At 68.6% G+C, this 19,926-nt stretch carries 15 protein-coding genes and 1 pseudogene; 9 read left to right on the forward strand and 7 right to left on the reverse strand.

Going from position 1 to position 19,926, the window contains the following annotated elements; genetic code table 11:
• Positions 1 to 161: 161 nt before the first annotated feature.
• The gene (locus tag AC08OO_RS01865) at positions 162 to 566 is read left to right on the forward strand and encodes a winged helix-turn-helix transcriptional regulator (protein WP_011436436.1); all 405 of its coding nucleotides are present in this window, start codon (positions 162 to 164) and stop codon (positions 564 to 566) included.
• Positions 567 to 902: 336 nt separating this feature from the next.
• On the opposite strand, the gene AC08OO_RS01870 is transcribed toward AC08OO_RS01865, so the two are convergent.
• The gene (locus tag AC08OO_RS01870) at positions 903 to 1,229 is read right to left on the reverse strand and encodes a putative quinol monooxygenase (protein ID WP_011436437.1); all 327 of its coding nucleotides are present in this window, start codon (positions 1,227 to 1,229) and stop codon (positions 903 to 905) included.
• A 393-nt stretch (positions 1,230 to 1,622) separates the two neighbouring features.
• On the opposite strand from AC08OO_RS01870, the gene AC08OO_RS01875 reads away from it, so the two are divergent.
• Positions 1,623 to 4,418, forward strand: coding sequence for an FAD-binding and (Fe-S)-binding domain-containing protein (locus AC08OO_RS01875; RefSeq protein ID WP_476618170.1), 2,796 nt, complete (start codon positions 1,623 to 1,625; stop codon positions 4,416 to 4,418).
• Positions 4,419 to 4,491: 73 nt separating this feature from the next.
• On the opposite strand, the gene AC08OO_RS01880 is transcribed toward AC08OO_RS01875, so the two are convergent.
• Together AC08OO_RS01880 and ctaD are read right to left on the reverse strand one after the other, a co-directional pair.
• Entirely contained in the window at positions 4,492 to 5,241 is a 750-nt protein-coding gene (locus AC08OO_RS01880) for a GntR family transcriptional regulator (RefSeq protein WP_476608715.1), read from the reverse strand.
• 210 nt (positions 5,242 to 5,451) lie between these two features.
• Entirely contained in the window at positions 5,452 to 7,167 is a 1,716-nt protein-coding gene (gene ctaD / locus AC08OO_RS01885) for an aa3-type cytochrome oxidase subunit I (protein WP_476608716.1), read from the reverse strand.
• Between the two features lie 692 nt (positions 7,168 to 7,859).
• Here ctaD and AC08OO_RS01890 point away from each other — a divergent pair.
• The 3 genes from AC08OO_RS01890 to AC08OO_RS01900 all read left to right on the forward strand — a co-directional run bounded on the left by AC08OO_RS01890 (position 7,860) and on the right by AC08OO_RS01900 (position 10,323).
• Positions 7,860 to 8,420, forward strand: coding sequence for an LGFP repeat-containing protein (locus AC08OO_RS01890; protein WP_476608717.1), 561 nt, complete (start codon positions 7,860 to 7,862; stop codon positions 8,418 to 8,420).
• Between the two features lie 307 nt (positions 8,421 to 8,727).
• On the forward strand, positions 8,728 to 9,726 hold the full coding sequence (locus AC08OO_RS01895; protein ID WP_476608718.1) for an IclR family transcriptional regulator: 999 nt from the start codon (positions 8,728 to 8,730) through the stop codon (positions 9,724 to 9,726).
• A gap of 63 nt (positions 9,727 to 9,789) precedes the next feature.
• Positions 9,790 to 10,323: a PEP/pyruvate-binding domain-containing protein gene (locus AC08OO_RS01900; RefSeq protein ID WP_476608719.1), complete on the forward strand. Its 534-nt coding sequence runs from the start codon at positions 9,790 to 9,792 to the stop codon at positions 10,321 to 10,323.
• A gap of 91 nt (positions 10,324 to 10,414) precedes the next feature.
• Here the strand turns inward: AC08OO_RS01900 and AC08OO_RS01905 are convergent, their stop codons facing one another.
• Positions 10,415 to 11,986, reverse strand: coding sequence for a DHA2 family efflux MFS transporter permease subunit (locus tag AC08OO_RS01905; RefSeq protein WP_476608720.1), 1,572 nt, complete (start codon positions 11,984 to 11,986; stop codon positions 10,415 to 10,417).
• Positions 11,987 to 12,161: 175 nt separating this feature from the next.
• On the opposite strand from AC08OO_RS01905, the gene AC08OO_RS01910 reads away from it, so the two are divergent.
• Positions 12,162 to 12,689, forward strand: a complete 528-nt coding sequence (locus AC08OO_RS01910) for a MarR family winged helix-turn-helix transcriptional regulator (RefSeq protein WP_476608721.1) — start codon at positions 12,162 to 12,164, stop codon at positions 12,687 to 12,689.
• 196 nt (positions 12,690 to 12,885) lie between these two features.
• Here the strand turns inward: AC08OO_RS01910 and AC08OO_RS01915 are convergent, their stop codons facing one another.
• From AC08OO_RS01915 to AC08OO_RS01925, 3 genes are all read right to left on the reverse strand, one after another.
• Positions 12,886 to 14,118, reverse strand: a complete 1,233-nt coding sequence (locus tag AC08OO_RS01915; protein ID WP_476608723.1) for an aminotransferase class I/II-fold pyridoxal phosphate-dependent enzyme — start codon at positions 14,116 to 14,118, stop codon at positions 12,886 to 12,888.
• A 168-nt stretch (positions 14,119 to 14,286) separates the two neighbouring features.
• Positions 14,287 to 15,414 carry a sulfotransferase family protein gene (locus AC08OO_RS01920; RefSeq protein ID WP_476608724.1) on the reverse strand — a complete coding sequence of 376 codons (1,128 nt, stop codon included), beginning with the start codon at positions 15,412 to 15,414 and terminating at the stop codon, positions 14,287 to 14,289.
• Positions 15,415 to 16,226: 812 nt separating this feature from the next.
• A complete protein-coding gene (locus AC08OO_RS01925; protein ID WP_476608725.1) occupies positions 16,227 to 16,847 on the reverse strand; it encodes an NAD(P)-dependent oxidoreductase in 621 nt (206 codons plus the stop codon).
• A gap of 108 nt (positions 16,848 to 16,955) precedes the next feature.
• Between AC08OO_RS01925 and AC08OO_RS01930 the strand changes: the two genes are divergently transcribed.
• The 3 genes and pseudogenes from AC08OO_RS01930 (at position 16,956) to AC08OO_RS01940 (ending at position 19,733) form a co-directional block, all read left to right on the forward strand.
• Positions 16,956 to 17,345 (forward strand): winged helix-turn-helix transcriptional regulator, encoded by a 390-nt coding sequence (locus AC08OO_RS01930; protein WP_476608726.1) that lies wholly within the window; start codon positions 16,956 to 16,958, stop codon positions 17,343 to 17,345.
• A 496-nt stretch (positions 17,346 to 17,841) separates the two neighbouring features.
• A pseudogene (locus AC08OO_RS01935) lies at positions 17,842 to 18,910 on the forward strand (ATP-binding cassette domain-containing protein).
• 64 nt (positions 18,911 to 18,974) lie between these two features.
• A complete protein-coding gene (locus AC08OO_RS01940; RefSeq protein ID WP_476608727.1) occupies positions 18,975 to 19,733 on the forward strand; it encodes an ABC transporter permease in 759 nt (252 codons plus the stop codon).
• Positions 19,734 to 19,926: the final 193 nt, after the last annotated feature.

Raw genomic sequence — 19,926 nt, forward strand, 5'->3', positions numbered from 1 at the left:
GTCAACAGTCTTCCTTGACGTCGAGGAGGCCGGACGGGCCGCGGCGGCGGGCCGGTCGCGGCCGCCAGCCAGGTGCGGCGGTTCCAGCCGCCGCATGGGGCATGCCTTGTTACGGAAGCCATCATGTGTGACTGTGGGAGTGGCCGGAAGGAGGCACTTTCATGTTTCAGGGGAACAGCGATGTGATCGACTCCCCCGGCCACGAGGCCGAGGCCTGCACCGTCTTGGAGGTGCTGAACCGGATCAGTGGCAAGTGGGCCATCGGCATCCTGCTGCGGATCAGCGACGGACCGGTCCGGTTCACCGAGCTGCAGCGGTCGATCAGCGGCATCAGCCGGCGGATGCTCACCCTCACACTGCGTAACCTGGAACGTGATGGGCTGCTGACGCGGGTCGTCTACCCCACGGTGCCGCCGAAGGTCGAGTACCAGGCCACCGATATGGCCCGGGAGCTGTATGCCACGCTGCGGACGCTCACATCGTGGGCCGAACGGCACCGCGACGACATCGCCGTGGCCCGCGCGGCCTACGACCGCAACCACGGCCCCCAGGGTGGGGTCGAGTAGAGCACCCTGGAGGCCATGATGCGAAGATGCATCCGAGTATGACATTGGGTGACTGTCGCTGGGCTGGAGCGATCCCGTCCGGATGCCAGTCCTGGAACAGGGCAGCCCGTACACCATGCGCCAGTGCCCGTACCGGGCGGGAACGTCCCGCTACGGTGCCCCGGTCCGCGTCCGCCACCGAATCCCGTCGATCAACTGCCGGCGTGTCCACGTCGGCGGCTGACCCGGTCTCTTCCTCATGCCGATACGCCGGACCACGGGGATAGCGGCGTCTGGTTGGATGTCACGGAGGTTTCCGACCGGGGCTCCGCCTGTCGTCGCCGGCGGCCCGACCGATCAGTCGGACACAGCGAGTTCGCCGAGCTCCGACCAGTCGTCCTGCTCCAGAACCGTGTTCACGATGCGCGGCGTCTCGGCGAGGTACTTCGGCAGTGTCTGCCGGGCGGCCCTGAAGTGGTCGGACTGGACGTGCGCGGCTCCGGCGTCGCCATCCTGGAATGCCTCGACCAGTACGTACTCGGTCGGGCTCTCAATGTTGCGGGACCAGTCGAACCATTTGCAGCCCGGCTCAGCGCGGGTCGCCTCGGTGAACGCCCGTGAGATCTCCGGCCACTGGTCGGCGTACTCCGGCTTGATCCGGAACTTGGCGGTGATAAAGATCATTATAGACCCTTTCCGAGCTCATGGCTCTTGCTGTGGGCGACGGACCGCCTGGGGTACCGAGCTCCAACGACTGTCTCCACACCATCGGCGACGGGTGGCCCCCACGCTCGGCACCTCGCCCATGGTCGTAGCAGTCACAGCCGCCACGGGCAGTCTCGATTTGAGAAATTCGGGGCCTGCCGCGGGTTCGTGATCAGGGCTCGATGCGCTGGGTGGCAGTGACGCTGGGTGGCAGGGACGCCGTAGGGCAGCCGAGGTGTCACGCCGCAGGGTGGGAGAATGTATACTTGTCAGACTTTCCTTGTCCGGGGAGGGCAGGCAATGAGTCTTGAGGGGCGTCCCGCCGGCGCGGAGGTAGCGGGGAGCCGCGGCGGACCTGGCCAGGGGCCGGCCGTGGCAGGCAGCCCGGTCCTGCGCTACGCGATGGCGCGGGATGCGTCGCACTATCACCTGGTGCCCTCCGCGGTGGAACGTGTTGCCGGCGTGGGCGATGTGGCGGGGCTGTTTGCGAGATGCCGGCGGAGTGGTTCGTACCTGACGTTCCGCTCGGGCGGAACGAGCCTCAGCGGCCAGGGCGTCACCGACGGGATCCTGGTCGACGTGCGACACGGTTTTCAGTCGGCCGAGGTGCTCGACGGTGGTCACCGTTTGCGCGCCGAGCCTGGCGTGACCGTCCGTGCGGCCAACGCGCGGCTGCGTCCGTACGGGCGGAAGCTCGGCCCCGACCCAGCGAGTGAGGTCGCCTGCACCCTGGGTGGAGTCATTGCCAACAACTCCAGCGGAATGGCCTGCGGCACCGGGCAGAACGCCTACCAGACGCTTGAGGCGATGACCGTGGTGCTGTCCAGCGGATCCGTGATTGACACCGGTGCGCCGGACGCGGATGAACGGCTGCGCGCGCTGGAACCCGATCTGTATGCGGGCTTGCTGCGGCTCCGCGAGCGGATCTGCCGCAACCCGGCGTCCGTGGCGACGCTGCGTCGGCAGTTCTCAATGAAGAACACGATGGGCTACAGTCTCAACTCGTTTCTCGACTACGAGCGTCCCGTCGAGATCCTGGCCCATCTGATGGTCGGTAGCGAAGGCACGCTCGGGTTCGTCGCCTCGGCCACGTTCCGGACGGTGGAGCTCTTTCCCCACGCCTCGACCGGCTTGGCGGTGTTTCGTGACCTCGCCACCGCGACCGCCGCGTTGCCCGAGCTGGTCGACGTGGGGTTCGCGACGATCGAACTGATGGACGCTCGGTCCCTTGCCGTTGCGCAGACCCTCGGCGCGACACCGGCTGAGATCGGCTCGCTGGAGGTGCGTGACCAGGTTGCGCTCCTGGTGGAGCTGCAGGCAGCGACCACCGAGGAGCTTGCCGACAAGGTGTCCGGGGCCGGCGGCGTGTGCGATGGGCTCGAGATCGAGTCGCCCCTGGAGTTGACCTCGGACCCGCGGCGCCGAAAGGACCTGTGGCATGTGCGCAAGGGTCTCTATACGGCCGTCGCGGGAGCGCGCCAGGCGGGGACCACGGCGTTGCTGGAGGATGTGGCGGTTCCGGTGCCGCACCTGCGGGCAGCGTGCCAGGAACTCACGAAGCTGTTCGACGCGCACGGCTATCAGAACAGTGTCATCTTCGGCCATGCCAAGGACGGCAACATCCATTTTATGCTCACCGAGACCTTCCGGGATCCCGCGCGGTTGGAACGCTACCACGCATTCACCGAGAAAATGGTCGAGCTGGTGCTCGAGCACAAGGGGACACTCAAGGCAGAGCATGGCACCGGCCGGATCATGGCGGGGTACGTCCGTCGCCAGTACGGCGATGAACTGTATGACGTCATGACGGAGGTGAAGCGGCTGTTCGACCCGCCGGGAATCCTCAACCCGGGGGTCGTGCTGTCCGACGGTCCTCGCTCCTATCTGCGCAATCTCAAGGATGTGCCGACGGTCGGCTACGGCGCGGACATGTGCGTGGAGTGCGGGTACTGCGAACCGGTCTGCCCGAGCCGGACGCTGACCCTGACTCCTCGGCAGCGGATCGCCCTGCTGCGGGAGCGTGAGGCCGCGCGGCGGGAGGGAGACGAGGGGCTCGCCGATGAGCTGTCCGCGGCCTACCGCTATGACGCGGTCGACACCTGCGCGGTCGACGGTATGTGCCAGACCGCTTGTCCTGTGCAGATCAACACCGGATCACTCGTGCGAGAGCTGCGCGCCGAGAGGGTGAACAAGGCCGAGGACGCGCTGTGGCGCTCGGCGGCCCGCCACTGGGGGGCGACCACCACACTGGCTGGGAAGGCGCTTTCTGCCGCCGCCGCACTGCCGCCGACGTTGCCGACAGCCGCGGCCTCCCTGGCCCGCAGAACGTTGGGCACCGACAGGATGCCTCAGTATGACGCCTCGCTGCCCCGCGGTGGGTACCGGCGCCGGGCGGTCGCGGCTGCCGCAGAGGCGTGCGCCGTGTACTTCCCGGCGTGCGTCGGGGCCATGTTCGGCTCGTCGTCATCCAGCGGCGGGGTCATGCCCGCGATGCTGACGCTGTGCGCGCGCGCCGGGGTAGCGGTACGGGTACCCAGGGGCATCGCGTCGATGTGTTGCGGTATGCCGTGGAAGTCGAAGGGTCTCAGGGGTGGCCACGAGGTCATCGGGGCCAAGGTCCTGCCGGCGCTGCTCGCGGCGACCGACGGCGGCCGCCTGCCGGTCGTGTGCGACGCGGCGTCATGTACAGAAGGTCTGGAGGAGCTTGGCGCCGAGGCGAAGCGGCTTGGCGGCGGCTACGAGGCACTTCGTTTCGTGGACGCGCTCGAATTCGTGCGCGCCGAAGTCGTGGGCCGCCTCTCGGTGACCCGCCGGGTGGCGTCCCTGGTACTGCACCCTACGTGCTCGACCGAGCGGCGGGGCACCACGACTTTACTCAGGGAACTCGCCGGGCTGGTCAGCGACGAGGTGGTCGTGCCGCTGGACTGGAATTGCTGCGCGTTCGCCGGTGATCGCGGACTTCTGCATCCCGAGCTGACCGCGGCGGCGACGCTGAACGAGGCACGTGAGGTCAACTCCCGTGCCTTCGAGGTGCATGCGTCGGCCAACCGGACCTGCGAGATCGGAATGTCACGCGCAACGGGGCGCGAATACGTCCACATTGTCGAGGCGCTGGAGTACGCGACTCGCCCGATCCGTGATTCTGCCCATCCAGGCGGTGCCGGCTGAGAACGCGACGTGTCGGAGAACGCCGATCGACGACTTCCGTGACCTTGATGGATGCGCGACCCGAGCGAACGTGTCACCCGCGCGCCGTCGCGGCTTCGTACGCGAAGTCCGCCTCCGGGCCCGGTTCGGCGCCGAAAGCGCCCGCGAGTCTCTCGCGCGCGCGGGAGAGGTGTTTGTGGAGTAAGATCGTTGCTGCGTCCTGATCGCCGGTCACGATCAGCTCGAGCAGGCGAGCGTGCTCGCCGTAGATTGATTCCGCGCTCAGTAGCGCCCGACCCTGCACCTGCGACATGCACAGCCGGACTTCACCGGCGAGTTTGTGGTACATGCCGCTGATGCGGGGGCTGGACATCGAGTCGACGAGGCTGAGGTGAAACCGCATGTCGGGCTCGACGATCGCGATCTGAGGGCCATTGATCACCGACTTGATCTCGTCATTGGCCAGCTGGGCCTGCGCGGGAACGCGGCGGGCCGCGGCGAGCAGCCGGAGTGGCTCGCGCTCGAGGCAGTAACGCGTGTTGTAGATGTCGCGAACGTCGTCCGGGCCGAGCTCGGGGACCCGGGCGACCTTGTGACTGCCGCGGACAAGGAGACCGGCCGCGACCAGCTTCTCGATTGCCGCCTTCGCGGTCGGGCGAGCGACATCGTACTGGGTGGCGACGCCTACTTCGGTCAGCGCCTGGTTGCTGCCGATAGTGCCGCTGAACAGCTCGGTGCGAAGATTTTCGACCACCGCGTCTATGAGCGATACCGGCTGTACAGGGCGGCGCATCACCCAGTCACCTTCCAGTGCATGCGAGTCAGGCGGGTTGGTGACCCTCATGGAATCAACACGAGCTAGCCGAGATTACAACCGTCGGTCGTCGTGGCCCCGCGCGGTCTCGACCTCGGTGGGCGCACCTCACGGCGGGCCGCATCGGCCAGCAGCGCCGTGAACCGCACCCACCCATGAGGGCCGGGGCCTGTCAGGGCTGAACCGCCCCCGGGCTCTTGAGAGCCCGGGGCGGTTCACCCGCCCACGTGAGCCGCGCTCTCAGGTATTCAGCTCCGGGGTGTCGCGGGTCGGGGTGAGCTCGGGGGTGGCGTGGTAGTCGACCGCGCCGGCCGCCTGCGGGTAGTGCAGGTCGAAGGCGGGCCGCTCGGAGCAGATCCGCGGTAGCGAGGTGAAGTTGTGCCGTGGCGGTGGGCAGGACGTCGCCCATTCCAGCGAGTTGCCGAAGCCCCACGGGTCGTCCACCGTCACGATCCGCCCCTTCCGGTACGACCACCACAGGTTGTACAGCAGCGGCAGGGTCGACAGCGCAAGCAGGGAGCTGCCAGCGGTGGCGATGGTGTTCAGCGTGGTGAAGCCGTCGTCCGGGCCGTAGTCGGCGTATCGGCGCGGCATGCCCTTGACGCCGAGCCAGTGATCCACCAGGAAGGTCAGGTGGAAGCCGAAGAACATCGTCCAGAAGTGCACCTTCGCGAGCCGCTCGTTCAACATCCGGCCGGTGACCTTCGGGAACCAGAAGTACACCCCGCCGAAGCCGGCGAACAACAGGCCGGCGACGACGTAGTGGAAGTGGCCGACGACGAAGTAGCTGTCCGAGACGTGGAAGTCGATCGGCGGGCTGGCCAGCAGGACACCGGTCAGACCACCGAACAGGAACGTCACCAGGAAGCCGACGGCGAACAACATCGGCGCCTCGAAGGTGAGCTGTCCGCGCCACATCGTGCCAATCCAGTTGAAGAACTTGACCCCGGTTGGCACCGCGATCAGGAACGTCAGGAAGGCGAAGAACGGCAGCAGCGCCGCGCCGGTGACGTACATGTGATGCGCCCACACGGCGATCGCCAGCGCCCCGATGCCGATGGTTGCGTAGACCAGTCCCTTGTAGCCGAACAACGGCTTGCGGGAGAACACCGGGATGATCTCCGTTATCATCCCGAAGAAGGGCAGGGCGATGATGTACACCTCGGGATGCCCGAAGAACCAGAACAGGTGTTGCCAGAGGACTGCGCCGCCGTTACCCGGGTCGAAGATGTGCGCGCCGAACCGGCGGTCGAACTCCAGGGCGAGCAGCGCGGCCGCGAGCACCGGGAAGGCGACCAGAACCAGGATCGAGGTCACCAGCAGGTTCCAGCAGAAGATCGGCAGCCGGAACATCGTCATGCCGGGCGCCCGCAGGCAAAGGATCGTCGTGATGAAGTTGACCGCGCCCAGGATGGTACCCAGACCGGAGACGGTCAGACCCAGCACCCACAGGTCACTGCCGACGCCCGGCGAGTAGGCGGCGTTCGACAGCGGCGTATAGGCGAACCAGCCGAAGGAGGCGGCGCCGTTCGGCGTAAGGAAGCCCGCGGTGACCGTCAGGCTGCCGAACAGGAACAGCCAGAACGACAACGCGTTCAGCCGTGGAAAGGCCACGTCAGGCGAGCCGATCTGCAGCGGGATCAGGTAGTTCGCGAACGCGAACGCGATCGGCGTCGCGAACATCAGCAGCATCAGCGTGCCGTGCATCGTGAACACCTGATTGTACTGCTCGTTCGACAGGTACTGCAGGCCCGGTCGGGCGAGCTCGGCCCGGATGAGCATCGCCAGGATTCCAGCGAACGCGAAGAATACCAGCGAGGTCATGAAGTACAGCAGCGCGATGTCCTTGTGCGACGTCGTCCGCAGGTACTGCGCCAGGGTTTTCACAACCCTGGGCGGGAGCTCGCCCGCCGGCGGGTCCGTGTGCCCGGCCGGCCTATCGTGCACAAGTGTCACATTCCGCTCCCGATGGTGTTGCCGCTGCCAGCGGTGGTGCGCGCGGCCCCGGCGTCGGGTGTCACGACCGCCGCCGGGCAGCCAACAGTGAATGTGTCATTACCGTCGGCGCGGACGGGTCCGCCGGATAGACGGCCCCACGCCGCGCGGCTCGGCGCACCGGCCGAGGAACCTGCCGGCACTAGTCACGTTATCCGCGCATCGGCCGCCGCGGCCCGGTCTGACGTCCTACATCCAGAGGCACTCCGGCACCCGGAGCGGGCGCAGAACGTCCTGCCCAGGCAGGTCCACCATTGGTGGAATCACCTTCTCGGCCGAGGCCGCCGCCACAGCGAAGGCCGCCCTGGCCACCAGTATGAGCGACAGGGAATCGCGTTCGGCATCCCGGTGGATCTTCCCGAGCTCCGTGCGCCACTCGTCGAGGTGGCGCAGGCCTCCGGGAAAGCCTCAGCCCGAAGCCGGCGGAGGTGAATCCCCGCCTGGTACCTGCGGTCCGCGTCGCGCAGGAAGGTGGTCCACCCAGTGGACCGACGCCTTACGCGACGCAGATCGCGGGCGTACTTTTGGGCGACGGGCTCTCGCGCGAGCCACCGGGACCACCGGGACCACCGCGACGTCGCATTCCCCAATGGCCGGGCCCCGAACATTCCCATCACCACAGTCCAACATTCCCGCTATCACAGGAGGAAGGCATGTCCCTCGTCAGACGGATCCTCGTCATGCTGCTCGCGACGGCGGCAGCGGCGATCACCGTGGCCGGGCTCGGAACCACCGCCGCGTCCGCGGCCCCCGCCTGCAACCCGAAGCTGGCACCCTACGGACTCATCGGCGCACGCTGGAACCAGCTCGGCGGCCCCCGCAGTTACCTGGCCTGTCCGACCAGCGGCGAGCGTGATGTCTACTTCACCAACGGTGAATGGGCTGGCCGGCGGCAGAGGTTCCAGGGTGGGGAAATCACCTGGTCTCCCCGGCAGGGGAAGCAGATGGTGATCGCTGCGTGGGAGGCGAACGGTTACGCCCACGTGAGTTGGGGGCCCACCGACCCGTACCACTACGACAAGTTCATCGTCCGCTGGACCGCGTACGGCAACACCTGGCAGCGGGACGTGACCGGAGGGAGATCCGGGCAGTTCCGCGTCGTGAGTGCGACCAACGGCGGCTACCAGTTCCTCATCGAGGGCTGTGACAACGGCGGCATCGGCGGGTCGAAGTGCCGCCAGGGCTGGACCCTGCCCACCGCCACCCGCCGTTAGCCGCCGCAGGCCACTGCCGGGCCGCGTGTCCGCACACATTGCCGTGTCCGCACACATTGCCGTGTCCGCACACATACGGCGTCCGCGCACATACAAACGCCTGTGCTTCGATCGATGCCCTCCGGGTATCCGTCGACTTTGCTTGATGATCGAACGCGAAACTGCTCGGGTACTCCCGCCGGACGTCGGCTTCGCGACATCGGGGAGCCGCATGAAGTCGTGAGACCAACCGATCAAGTCTGGATAAAATCCGACGGAAGGCGAGGTTTTCCTCACTCAGGCAACTACGTCATCGGGGGGTGACCGGATGTCCGGATCCGGCGGGCTGGTGGCGCGAACGCGCTCGCGTGGACCTGACGAGTGCACGGCCGAGGGGGCCCATGACCGGGCCCAGGACCGGACCAACTCGGCTGGTTCACCACAGGCGGCAGGTTCCGCCGAGCCCGCCGAGCCCGCCGAGCGTAGTACGGCACCGCGCGCCGGTGCCGCTCGCGGGCCGGCGGCGCCCCGGGGACGCGGGGTACTCGAAGGCGCCTTCGACATTCTCGACGCTCTGTCCTGGTTCGACTCCGTCGGCCTGTCGGAACTCGCCAGGACCGCCGGGCTGCCCAAGACGACGGTACATCGGCTGGTCGAGCAGATGTGCGCGCTCGGGGTGGTCGATCGGGACAGCGGCGGCTACCGGATCGGCTCCGGCCTGCGCCGGCTGGCAGCCCCGGACCGTTCCCTGCACCGGCTGGCACGGATCGCCCGAGACCCGGTCGCCTCGCTCAGCGCGGCCACCCGTACGACGATCGCCCTGGTCGTCCTGCGGGAGAGGCGGCTGGTGCTGGCCACCAGCGCCGCTGGGGACCGTGGGATCGACCTGCGGGGCAGCACGAGTTCGCTATGGCTCGACACCGCCGCCGGCCAGATGCTGCTTGCCTGCCAGCCGGAGCTGGTGCCGCCGCCCTCGATGTCCGAGCGGGAGTGGAAGCGGGCCCGTGCTGTCATCCGGCGCGAGGAGGCGGCGTTTGACCAGCAGGATCTTGCGGATGGGATCTGCTGCGTGTCGGTCCCGGTGCGTAGCCGTGACGGGGTTGTGGTGGCCGCGCTCACCGCCTTGGTAGTGGCCCAGCGCATCCCCGCCGGCCTGGTCGGGCGGATCCGGCACGCCGCGGGGCGGCTTGGCGGACGCCTCACCGGTCCGTTGGAGGGACGTCCGCTTCCGTGTGGCGCGACTGACGACAAGCGGGCACGAGGCCGGCTGGTCCTGGTCGGTGACCGGTCGGACGTCCCCGGCGGGCAGGGACCGGGCGCAGCCTAGACTCGGACCGGTTCGGTAACCAGGGCTCCGGCAAAGTTGCTGGTTAGCAACTGAAGTTCATGATTGTCTGTAGGGGTCGTTCGGGGCGGCTGGCGTGGTGGCGGAGCGCCTGGGGGCGGGACCGTCACCGGCCAGCCCCCGCTGTCCGGCGTGCAACCAGCCATCGAAGGGATCGCCATCCCGGGCGATCTCGCGGCGGCGATCACCCGCGCGCTCGCCCAGCTCGGCGGGCAAGCCGCGTATGCCGTCCGGTCCAGTGCGACGGCAGAGGACCTGCCGTCGGCCTCCTTCGCCGGCCGACAGGACACGTACCTGAACGTCGTGGGGCCGGCGGCGATCCTCCAGCACGTCAGCCGGTGCTGGGCCTCGCTGTTCACCGAGCGGGCCGTGACCTACCGCCAGCGCAACGCCGCCGGCCCCGAGGTCTTCGCGCTCGACGAACTGGGCAAGATCACCCTTGCCGCCCACGGTGACCACCGCACTGCCGTCACCGACAACAGCGCCGGCATGTTCGCCGCCGCCTCGGGCGACGCCCTCATCGCCAAGGACGGCGCCGCCATCGCCAGGACCACCTATCGAGAGTGGCTCGCGCGCTGACTCGGCCGGGGCGTGCACGACATCCGTCGTGTGGGACCCGGCCGGAATCCTTGTAGATTCGACGTGGTCGACGACCGGCGTTTCCGGCGGGCTACTCCACCACCGCTACCGGTTCGCGCTGTGGGGCCGCCGGCTGGGCGTTCGCGGGGCCGTGCGCCACGGTGGCAGCGGGGCGGCCGGGGAGGAAGAGGCTGGCGACGAAGCCGACGGCGGTCAGGGCGACGACCCACCAGAACGTCACGCCGAACGCCTCGGCGACCTTGTCGGCGACAGGGCCGGGAAGCTTCACCCCCGCCGACTCGGCGAGCGCGCCCTCGCCACCGACGCCCGGCAGCCGGCTGGCGATGGCGTGCTGCAGTTCGACGGCGACCAGCGCGGTGGCCAGCGACCCGCCGACCCGCTGCAGGATGTTCAGCGTCGTGGTCGCGCGCGGCACCGCCGCCTGCCCGAGCGTCGCGTAGGCGGCGCCCATCGCGGGCATCATCGTCGCCCCGAAGCCCAGACCGCGCACGAACAGCGAGAACGCCAGCAGCACCTCATTGGTGTGCGCGTCGACCTGGGTGAACAGCAGCGTGCCGAGCAGGGCGAGGGCCATGCCGAGCGGGACGACCGACCGGGCGCCGCGGCGGTCGGAGACCCGTCCCGCGATCGCCATGGAGATCATGGCGCCCAGTCCCTGCGGCGCCATGAGCAGGCCGGCGTCACTGGCGCTCTGCCCGCGCGCGACCTGGTAGTAGAGCGGAAGCAGGAACATCGCACCGAACAGCATGGCGCCGATCACGAAGGTCGTGACGCTCGCGATGCTGAACACCCGGTCGCCGAACAGCCGCATGTCGAGCAGGGCGCCGTCGCGGCGCAGGGCATGCACGACGAAGCCGGCCAGCAGCACTACGCCGACGGCGATGCTGACCTGCACCTTCGCAGCCCCGAAGCCGCCGCCGTTGCCCGCCTCGGACAGGCCGTAGACGAGCGCAGCCAGCCCCGGCGAGATCAGCGCCAGGCCGGGCAGGTCGAGCCGGTGGTGCGCCGAGCCGCGGTCATCGCGTGGCAGCACCCGCCAGGACAGGAACAGGGCGAGCACGCCGATCGGCACGTTCACGTAGAAGATCCAGCGCCAGCTGAGGTGGTCGATGATCAGTCCGCCGATGACCGGGCCGAGTACCGGCGCGATGAGCATCGGGACGCCGATGATGCTCATGACCCGGCCGATCCGCCGCGGGCCCGCGGCCTGGGCGAGCAGGGTCATGCAGATCGGCATGATCATGCCGCCGCCGAGGCCCTGCAGGACCCGGAAGGCGATCAGCGTCCCTGCCGACCAGGCGAGGCCGCACAGGGCACTGCCGGCGACGAACAGCGCCAGCGAGATGTTCCACATCCGCGTCGCGCCGAACCGCTCGACCGACCAGCCGGCCAGCGGGATCACGACGGCCAGCGCCAGCAGATAACCGGTGGTGACCCAGGAGATCGTGGACAGCGACGTGTGGAACTCGTTACCGAGCGCGTGGATGGCGACCGAGACGATCGTCGTGTCGAGGATCACCATGATCGCGCCGAGCATCACTGTGGCGGACAGCCGGATCAGCGCCGGGTCCAGCTTGGCGGCCGAGGCGGGCCCGGGCGCGGCGGTGGCGGGCGGCGAGGCCGCGTTGGGTTGGTCAGGCACGTTGATCTCCGTGGCAAAGGCGGCAGACGCCGGGGGCGGTCGGTCGCGTTCGGACCTGCGGCGACCGGACGGGACAAAGCTGGTCGCCGCCCAGCATCCGACGATCGTTGAGTTGTGTCAAATATATCGTCATGACAACGAGACGTTCGCGGCGGCTTGCCGATACGATCGACGCATGATCGAAGCCGCTCGGGAGGCCGCCGGAGAGGCGACTGCCCGGGACGCGGGCACTCGCGAGGCGACGGCTCGCGAGGCGTGGCGTGCCATGCTGGCGCTGACCTTCAGCGGCGAGGCGCCCAGCCGGATGCACACCGTCTGCCAGGCGTTTGATCTCACGCCAGCCGCTTTGAAGATCCTTCTGGTGCTGTCGGGGGGGCCGCGCCCGATGCGCGAGCTCGTCGAGATGTTCCGCCACGACCCGAGCTACCTGACCAGCGTCGTCGACCTGCTCGAGCGCCGCGGTGTCGCCCGGCGCGAGCCGCACCCGACCGACCGGCGGGCCAAGACGGTCGCGATGACCGAGGAGGGCCGACGCGTTCTGGCCCAGGCCCAGGAGATGCTGTCCGTTCCCCCGGCGTCGCTGCAGGTGCTCTCGCCGGATGAGCAGCAGCAGCTGCTGCGCCTGCTCATCCGCGTCGTTGACGCGGAGCCCACTATTCCCACGGCGCTGCGCCCGCGTCCCGTCACGTCCCCATCTGACTGATCGGTTACGCTTCTGCTCCTACTGGCCGAGTGGCACCGTCTTCGCTGTCCACAAAAGCGGGATCGCTCCACTGGCGGCGGCGGTCGCCTCGTCGGCAGCGGCCTGGGTGACCGGGCTGGTGAGATCGCTGGGCATGACCTGAGAGATCATCGTGCCGCCGCCGTGGCCGGCCCGCGGACGACCGAGCAGCGCTGGTTCAGAACTCGTACTTCTGCTTGAGCTCGGCGAGCGTGTCGAGGAAGCCGTCCAGGTGTTCGTCGGACAGCCGGTTGTTCACCATCAGCCGGATCACGGCCTGGTTCTTGTTCACCGCCGGGTAGCCGAACATCGGTACCAGATACCCGCGATCGAGGAAGTCCTGCCGGACGCGTACGGCGGTGTGGTTCGAGCCCACCGAGATCGATGTGACGTAGGTCGGCGTGGCGTTGATGGTGCAGCCGATCCCGAGCAGTCGCTCCCGCAGCCGGTCGACTCGGTCGAGGTAGCGTTCCATCACGGACGGGTCTTGTCTCATCCGGCGCAGCACATGGACGATGGCGCCGGCGGTCGGCGGCTGAATGTTGGTGGTGAACACCGAGGTGCCCGACAGGAAGCGGAACGCATCAAGAGCGTCGGCCGGTCCCGCGAGGGCGCCACCGCCCAAGCCGATGGACTTGCCGAACGACACCATCAGGAAAGTCGCCCGGCGCAGCTCCTCGTATTCAGCGGCGAACCGGTGGCCGCCGTTGCCGTAGACCATGAAGCCGTTCGCGTCGTCGACGAAGCTGACCGCGCCGAACTCGTCGCACAGGTCGAGGATCTCGCCGACCGGAGCCATCGAGCCGTCGGAGTACACGGTCAAGAATCCGACAACGACCCGCCGGCCGCGGAGGTTTTCCAGCACCTGCCTGAGATCGGCAATGTCATTGTGGCGGAAGTTGATCAGGTTACGTCCGAACTTGAATCGTTCAACGGCCTTCCACATGCTCCAGTGGCTGTCCCGGTCGAGCACGAACACCGTGTCGGCGTTGTCCACGCCGGGCTGGTCGTTGAACGAGAACCTGGCGCTCATCGCGTGCACGAACCCGACGTTGGCCAGCAGCCCGGTGGCGAAGGTGAGCGCCTTCTGCCGGCCGGTGATCTCGGCGACCAGCGCCTCCAGTTCCAGGTGTGGCCGGGCGACGCCCTGAACCACTCGGGAGCCGCCGACGACCAGGCCATAGTTCATCGCCGTCTCGACGAAGACGTTGCGCACGCCCGGGTCGTGTTGCCATCCGAGGATGCCGATGCCGGCGAAGTTGACCACTTTTCTGCCGTTGATGCTTATGACCGCGTCGTTGCGGTCGTCAAGCTCGGGAGTCGCGATCAGTTCACCGCTTCGCCTCGCGCTTTCGACCCATTCGGAGAAACCCCAGCGGGCCAGCGCCGGCTCCGCGGACAAGGTAGTCATGATCGTCCCTCATTTCGGCGAGTTAGGCCCAGGAGTGTTGGCGTCTTCTCGTTGCTCGGTGGTGGAAGGGCAAATGCGAGACCGCTGGACGGCGCAAACAGAGCAGGCCGAGACCAGGTCAGCCCACGACGGGGCCACCGAGTTCGGAGCCACCGAGTTCCGGTCGGTTCAGAGCAGGGTGCCGAGTCGGGAGTCGACTTCCTCGGCGCTGATGCCGAATTGGGCCAGGTCGTAGCGGTGCGAACGGAGGCGTGCGTCTTCGGCCAGCACGGCCGACATGGCCGGGCGGACCTCGTTGGCCAGGTCCCATCCGAGGTGGCGGTAGATGTCGGCGACGACCGCCAGCGGGTCGGCGGTGAACTCGTCGAATTCGACGTCGTAGAATCTGGCCTGGTCGTGTTTGGCCCGCTCCGTGGCGAATCGCGCAAGAGTGCGAGTGGCGAGTGCGAGCAGGGTAGGGCCGATCACCTCGCCCTGGAAAACCGAGGACATGCCCGCGGCAAGCTTGCTCGCCATGCTGCACGCCGATCCCAGTACCGTACTAGCGGGTCTGCGGTGGGTCTGGATCACCATTGCGTCGGGGTAGGTCGCCAGCAGGGCATCCAGGCAGGGCATGTGACTGGAGGACTTGAGTACCCAGCGTCGCCCGGGGTCATGCAGCCCGATCAGTTGGAGGTTGCGGCGATGCCGCCGGTACGCTTCGGTCGAGTCCCGGCCTGCCAGCCACGCGGAGTACGTCGGCACGTACCCGGTGAACTCGAAATACGGCGAGACCATCGACTGGCGGGTCAACAGCCAGCACTCCTCGACCTCGCCGGCTTTGCGATTGTGGATGCCCAGGTAGCCGGGATGTTGCTCGACAAACTTGTCGACGCCCCCCTGGACCATCTGGAAGATCGGGTTGGTAGGCCAGGTCGAGCGTGCGGGCCGGGGCTGGGGAGCGTAGCCCAGCCACAGTTCGAGCCCTTGGTTGGCCGAGTCGGCGGTGAGTAGCCGGTGCAGGGTGGTGGTGCCGGTCCGCGGCATACCGACGATGAACACCGGCCTCTCGATCGGGACCTGGGCGTGCTCGGAATGTCTCTGCCACCCGGCCTCACTGAACAGGCGGGCCATCAGGATGCCGCACAACTCGTCCTGGACCAGCTGGACGCCGTGCGGCGTCAGGCTCGCCTCTTCCTGATAGGAGGCCAGGAGCACCTCGAGCCCTTCCAGATAGTCCGCCGGGCCGAAGTCGGTGAGTCCGGTGAGGTCGGATGCCGCGGTGTGTAGCTCCTCGATTGTTTGGATCTTGTCCACTGAGTACGCTCCTCTGGTCCGTCAGCAGACGGCCTCAACAAATTCTCGGGATACAACGACCGGTTCCTCCCTGAGGGGCAGCAGGTGGAACCGGTCTTTTCGCGGAGCGTACGGAGGGTGTATAGGGGTCTCCGCGGCTGGCCAGCCGGAAAGCATCCAGTTTCCCAGGCCGGCTCTGGACGCCGTGCCCGATGCCGCTCCTGATTTATCCGCGCCGGCGGGTCCCGGTGCAAGATATGGCCGTCGATCCGGATGACAATGCGAACGTCATGACCGCGTCCCTTCCGCAACTGTCGCGAACGTCCTGGTAAGCCATCGGCGGCACCCGTTCGCCGGGTGCGGCAGTCTGGGCAGCTGAACATGCCGGCGAAATACTGGTCTCCACTGACTTCGAGCTAATCATAGCCGATACGAGTGGGTGATCGACGTTCTGCGCCCGGGGCCAGCCATCGACAATTGAGATCGGCTGATACGAACATCAGCGCCAGCACGGCCGTGGGTTGATACCCCGCTGCTTCGGGCCCATACTTCCTGCCTCGCGGAAACCGAGGTCGCCACGGTCGCATCACGCCACCCATCCCCCGCCGTTGACAACCTGATGGCCGCGCCTGAAGTGACAACGGCGGGCCCGGCCAGGCGCGTGGATGTCCGGGCACAGAACGGCGGGTAACATTTTATCGCGAACGGGTTACGGCTATAGGTCAGCGCGGACCTGCTGGCCGCGTAAACGCTGCCACCCGGCTCGGGGATCCGGTCGGCGGCGTTACTGCCGATGGTGATGATCCGACCGCCCGCTGGTCATGGATCGGCACCTACTGGACGCTGACGGTGGCGCGGTGGTGGCGCGGTTCCTCGATCTCGTCGAGCAGCGCGATCGCGAAGTCCGCGTACCCGATCCGGCTGGCCGGGTCGCCGTGCTCGGCGACCCGGTACTGGCCGGTGCGCGCCCCGTCGTGGTCGAAGTCCCCAGCGGGAGCGACGTACACCCAGTCGAGTTCGCAGGCGCGCAGCACGTCGAGGCCCGCCGCGTGGCCGAGGAAGAAGGAACGGTACTCGTTCGGGTAGCCGGGCTCGTCCATCAACGCGGCGCCGGATGCCCCCGGCAGGATCGAGGAGAGGCCGACGACCACCAGGCGGCGCACGCCCGCCCTGGCCAGCCCGGTGGCCAAGGCGCGGGACGACGCGGTGAAGAAGTCGTGCGCCGGCGTGGACAGGTCGACCGCGGCGCTGATCGCCGCGTCCTGTCCGGCCGCCGCACGCTCGACACTTACCGCATCAGTGACATCACCCGCAACCATCCGGGCGTCGGACGGCAGGTCGCCATGACGTGCGGGGTCACGCATCACGGCGGTGACCCGGTGGCCGCGGCGACCTGCTTCGGCGAGAACCTGCCGCCCCGCACGCCCGCCCGCGCCGAACACCACAATGTTCACGGCAACCCCTCTCCCCGTATGCCGGTGCCCTTGCGCCGGCCGGTGCGCGGACGCTATCGGGGATGGCGGTTACCGCGGGGATACCGGCTGGCTGGCTATCGTGAAGCTGTGAGGAAGCCCCTGCCCGCCGACATGTTCGACGAGCTGTGCCCGTCCTCGCTCAACCCGATCCGCTTCGGCGACAAGTGGGCAGCGCTCATCATCCGCTGCCTTGAAGACGGGCCGCGCCGGTTCTCCGAGCTGCGCGTGCCGCTGAGCCGGGTCACTCCCAAGGTGCTCACCCAGTCGCTGCGTTCCCTCGAACGGGACGGCCTGATCACCCGCACCGTCCTGGATGCCAGGGCCACCGCCCATGTCGAGTACGAGCTGACCGCGCTGGGCCGCAGCATGCTGGAGCCGATGGCGGTCGCCTGCGCCTGGGTCGCCGAGCACTGGGACCAGCTCCTCGACGCCCGCGGGGCGTATGACCGCGCCATCCGTTTCGACCGCGCCGGATGAGGCGGCGTGGCTGTCGCCGACGCGCCGCACAGTTCTGGACACATACCGAAACGTGCGGAGCGACGCCGATCCAGCCGAGCGAGACCCACAGCGTGACCGCTACCTCGGCCGTTTCCAGTTCGACACCGGGACCCTCGCCATCTTCGACCAGCGCCCCGACGTCCCCCGCCATCGGCGAACGCACCGGCGTCACCACGACCGCCGGTCCCGCCGGCCGCGCGATCACTCTGCTTCGCGGGTGACGCGCCTGCCCGCATCGTGCATACGGGCGGGCACGGGGCGGACCGGGCAGGCCGTCGGTACCGGAGGCGGCTCCGGCCGGTGGCGGCGCCTGTGTCCCGCCCGCGCCGCCGGTCGAAGGCCGGTGAAACCGGCGTGCAGGAGCGGTGATACCGCCGTTGTCTAGCGTTCTGGCCAGCTCATCCGACGCCTCCCTCGACCCGACGCCCCCGTTGTCGATCCCCCGTTGTCGCGACACCCCACGGAAGGAAGACGGGTGACAGCCATGCCCGCGGTCCAGGCCGGTGGTCTGGTCAAGAGATTCGGCGATTTTCACGCCGTCGACCACATCGATCTCGAGGTGCGCCACGGCGAGATCTTCGGCGTGCTCGGGCCCAACGGTGCCGGCAAGACGACGATGCTGAAGATGCTGGCCACGCTGTTGGCGATCGACGACGGCCGGGCCGAGATCTTCGGCGTCGACGTCGCAGCCCAGCCGCACCGGGTCCGTCAGCTCATCGGCGTGACCGGCCAGTACGCCTCCGTGGACGAGGACCTCACCGCCACCGAGAACCTGTGGCTGTTCGGCCGGCTCCAGGGCCTGCGCTCGGCCGACGCGCGCGCCACCGCGCCGGCTGCTGGAGCAGTTCGGTCTCGAGGAGGCCGCCGAACGACAGATCTCGGCGTTCTCCGGCGGGATGCGCCGCCGCCTCGATCTTGCCGTGTCCCTTATCACCCGGCCACCGTTGATCTTCCTGGACGAGCCGACGACCGGCCTCGACCCACGTACCCGCGGCCAGATGTGGGACACCATCCGCGAGCTCGTCAACGACGGCTGCACCGTCCTGCTCACCACGCAGTACCTGGACGAGGCCGACCAGCTCGCCGACCGGGTCTGCGTGATCGACCACGGGCGCAAGGTCGCCGAGGGCACGCCGGACGAGCTCAAGACCCAGGTCGGCGACTCGACGCTGCAGCTTCAGCTCGCCCCCGGCGCTGACCAGGAGCGCGCCCGCGAGGTGGTGCTGCGGGTGCTCGGCGAGGAGCTGGTCACCACGCCCGAGTCCGGCCGGCTCAACGTCCCGCTCGACGTCGCCGACCGGGCCGCCGACGTGCTGATCGCGCTGCGCGGGGCCGCCGTCGCGATCGCCTCGGTCAGTGTCGCCAAACCGACCCTCGACGAGGTCTTCTTCGCCCTCACCGGCCACGGCGCCGGTCCCGGCCACGGCGGCCCGGGCGACCCGGGCGACGCCGGCGACCCGCAGACCGCCGGCGGCCCGACCGGAGCGGTACCCGACCAGGACGCGACCGGCCCCGACGACCACGCCACGGAGGTAACTCGATGAACACCGTTCTCGCCGGGCCGTCGGCCGGGCAGCCGCCGTCGCCCGTACCCGGGCCCGCGCCGGGGTGGGGGACACCCTTACCCAGAGCTTCGCGATGGCCTGGCGAGCGCTGAAGAAGATGCGCCGCAACCCGGAACAGTTCTTCGACGTGGCGCTCCAGCCGCTGCTGTTCACCGCGATGTTCGCCTACGTGTTCGGCGGCGCGATCTCCGGCGACGTCCACAGCTACCTGCCGCTGCTCATCCCCGGCATCGTCGCCCAGACCGTGCTCACCACCTGCATGGCCACCGGTACGCAGCTGCGGGAGGACATGGACAAGGGGGTCTTCGACCGGTTCCGGTCCCTGCCGATGTCCCGGATCGCGCCGCTGGCCGGGCCGATGATCGCCGACCTGGTCCGCTACCTGATCGCGGCGAGCCTGACCTACCTGATGGGCCTGATCCTCGGCTACCGGCCCGGCGGCGGCGTGCCCGGCGTGCTCGGCGCGATCGTGCTCGCGGTCCTGACCGGCTGGGCGATCGCGTGGGCGTTCACCTGGATCGGCACGGTCGCCCGCAGCGCCCGCAGCGTGCAGGGAATCTCGATGATGATCCTGTTTCCGCTGACCTTCCTGTCCAACGCGTTCGTGCCGGCGAAGACGCTGCCGGGCTGGCTGGAGACCTTCACCAGGGTCAATCCGGTGTCACACCTGGTCTCCGCCACGCGGGACCTGGCCAACAACGGCGTGCTCACCGGGCAGGTCGGCTGGACGCTGCTCACCGGTCTCGCCATGATCGTGATCTTCCTGCCGATGTCGGTCGTCAGCTACAAGCGGCACCTGTAGCCCGTGCCCCGGCGATGCCCCGTCGCGGCCCGGTGGTAGATCGGCCAGCCGTTCGACGAGGATGCACGCCTCGTCGAACAGCTGTGCCGGGCGCCGGGCCTCGGCGTCCGACCGGGCTGCCGGGAGTGCGCCGGGCGCCCGGCGCTCGGCGAGCGCCTCGACCCGGGCCCACCCCAGCGACGGGATCGTCGCG

Source organism: Frankia sp. CeCAU1, from assembly GCF_977971845.1.

What these genes read in the sequence shown, in the direction of transcription:
- AC08OO_RS01910 (WP_476608721.1), top strand. Translation starts at nt 12,162, where the DNA reads ATGATCGAAGCCGCTCGGGAGGCCGCCGGAGAGGCGACTGCCCGGGAC.
- AC08OO_RS01915 (WP_476608723.1), bottom strand. Translation starts at nt 14,118, where the DNA reads ATGACTACCTTGTCCGCGGAGCCGGCGCTGGCCCGCTGGGGTTTCTCC.
- AC08OO_RS01895 (WP_476608718.1), top strand. Translation starts at nt 8,728, where the DNA reads ATGTCCGGATCCGGCGGGCTGGTGGCGCGAACGCGCTCGCGTGGACCT.
- AC08OO_RS01870 (WP_011436437.1), bottom strand. Translation starts at nt 1,229, where the DNA reads ATGATCTTTATCACCGCCAAGTTCCGGATCAAGCCGGAGTACGCCGAC.
- AC08OO_RS01865 (WP_011436436.1), top strand. Translation starts at nt 162, where the DNA reads ATGTTTCAGGGGAACAGCGATGTGATCGACTCCCCCGGCCACGAGGCC.
- AC08OO_RS01890 (WP_476608717.1), top strand. Translation starts at nt 7,860, where the DNA reads ATGTCCCTCGTCAGACGGATCCTCGTCATGCTGCTCGCGACGGCGGCA.
- AC08OO_RS01880 (WP_476608715.1), bottom strand. Translation starts at nt 5,241, where the DNA reads ATGAGGGTCACCAACCCGCCTGACTCGCATGCACTGGAAGGTGACTGG.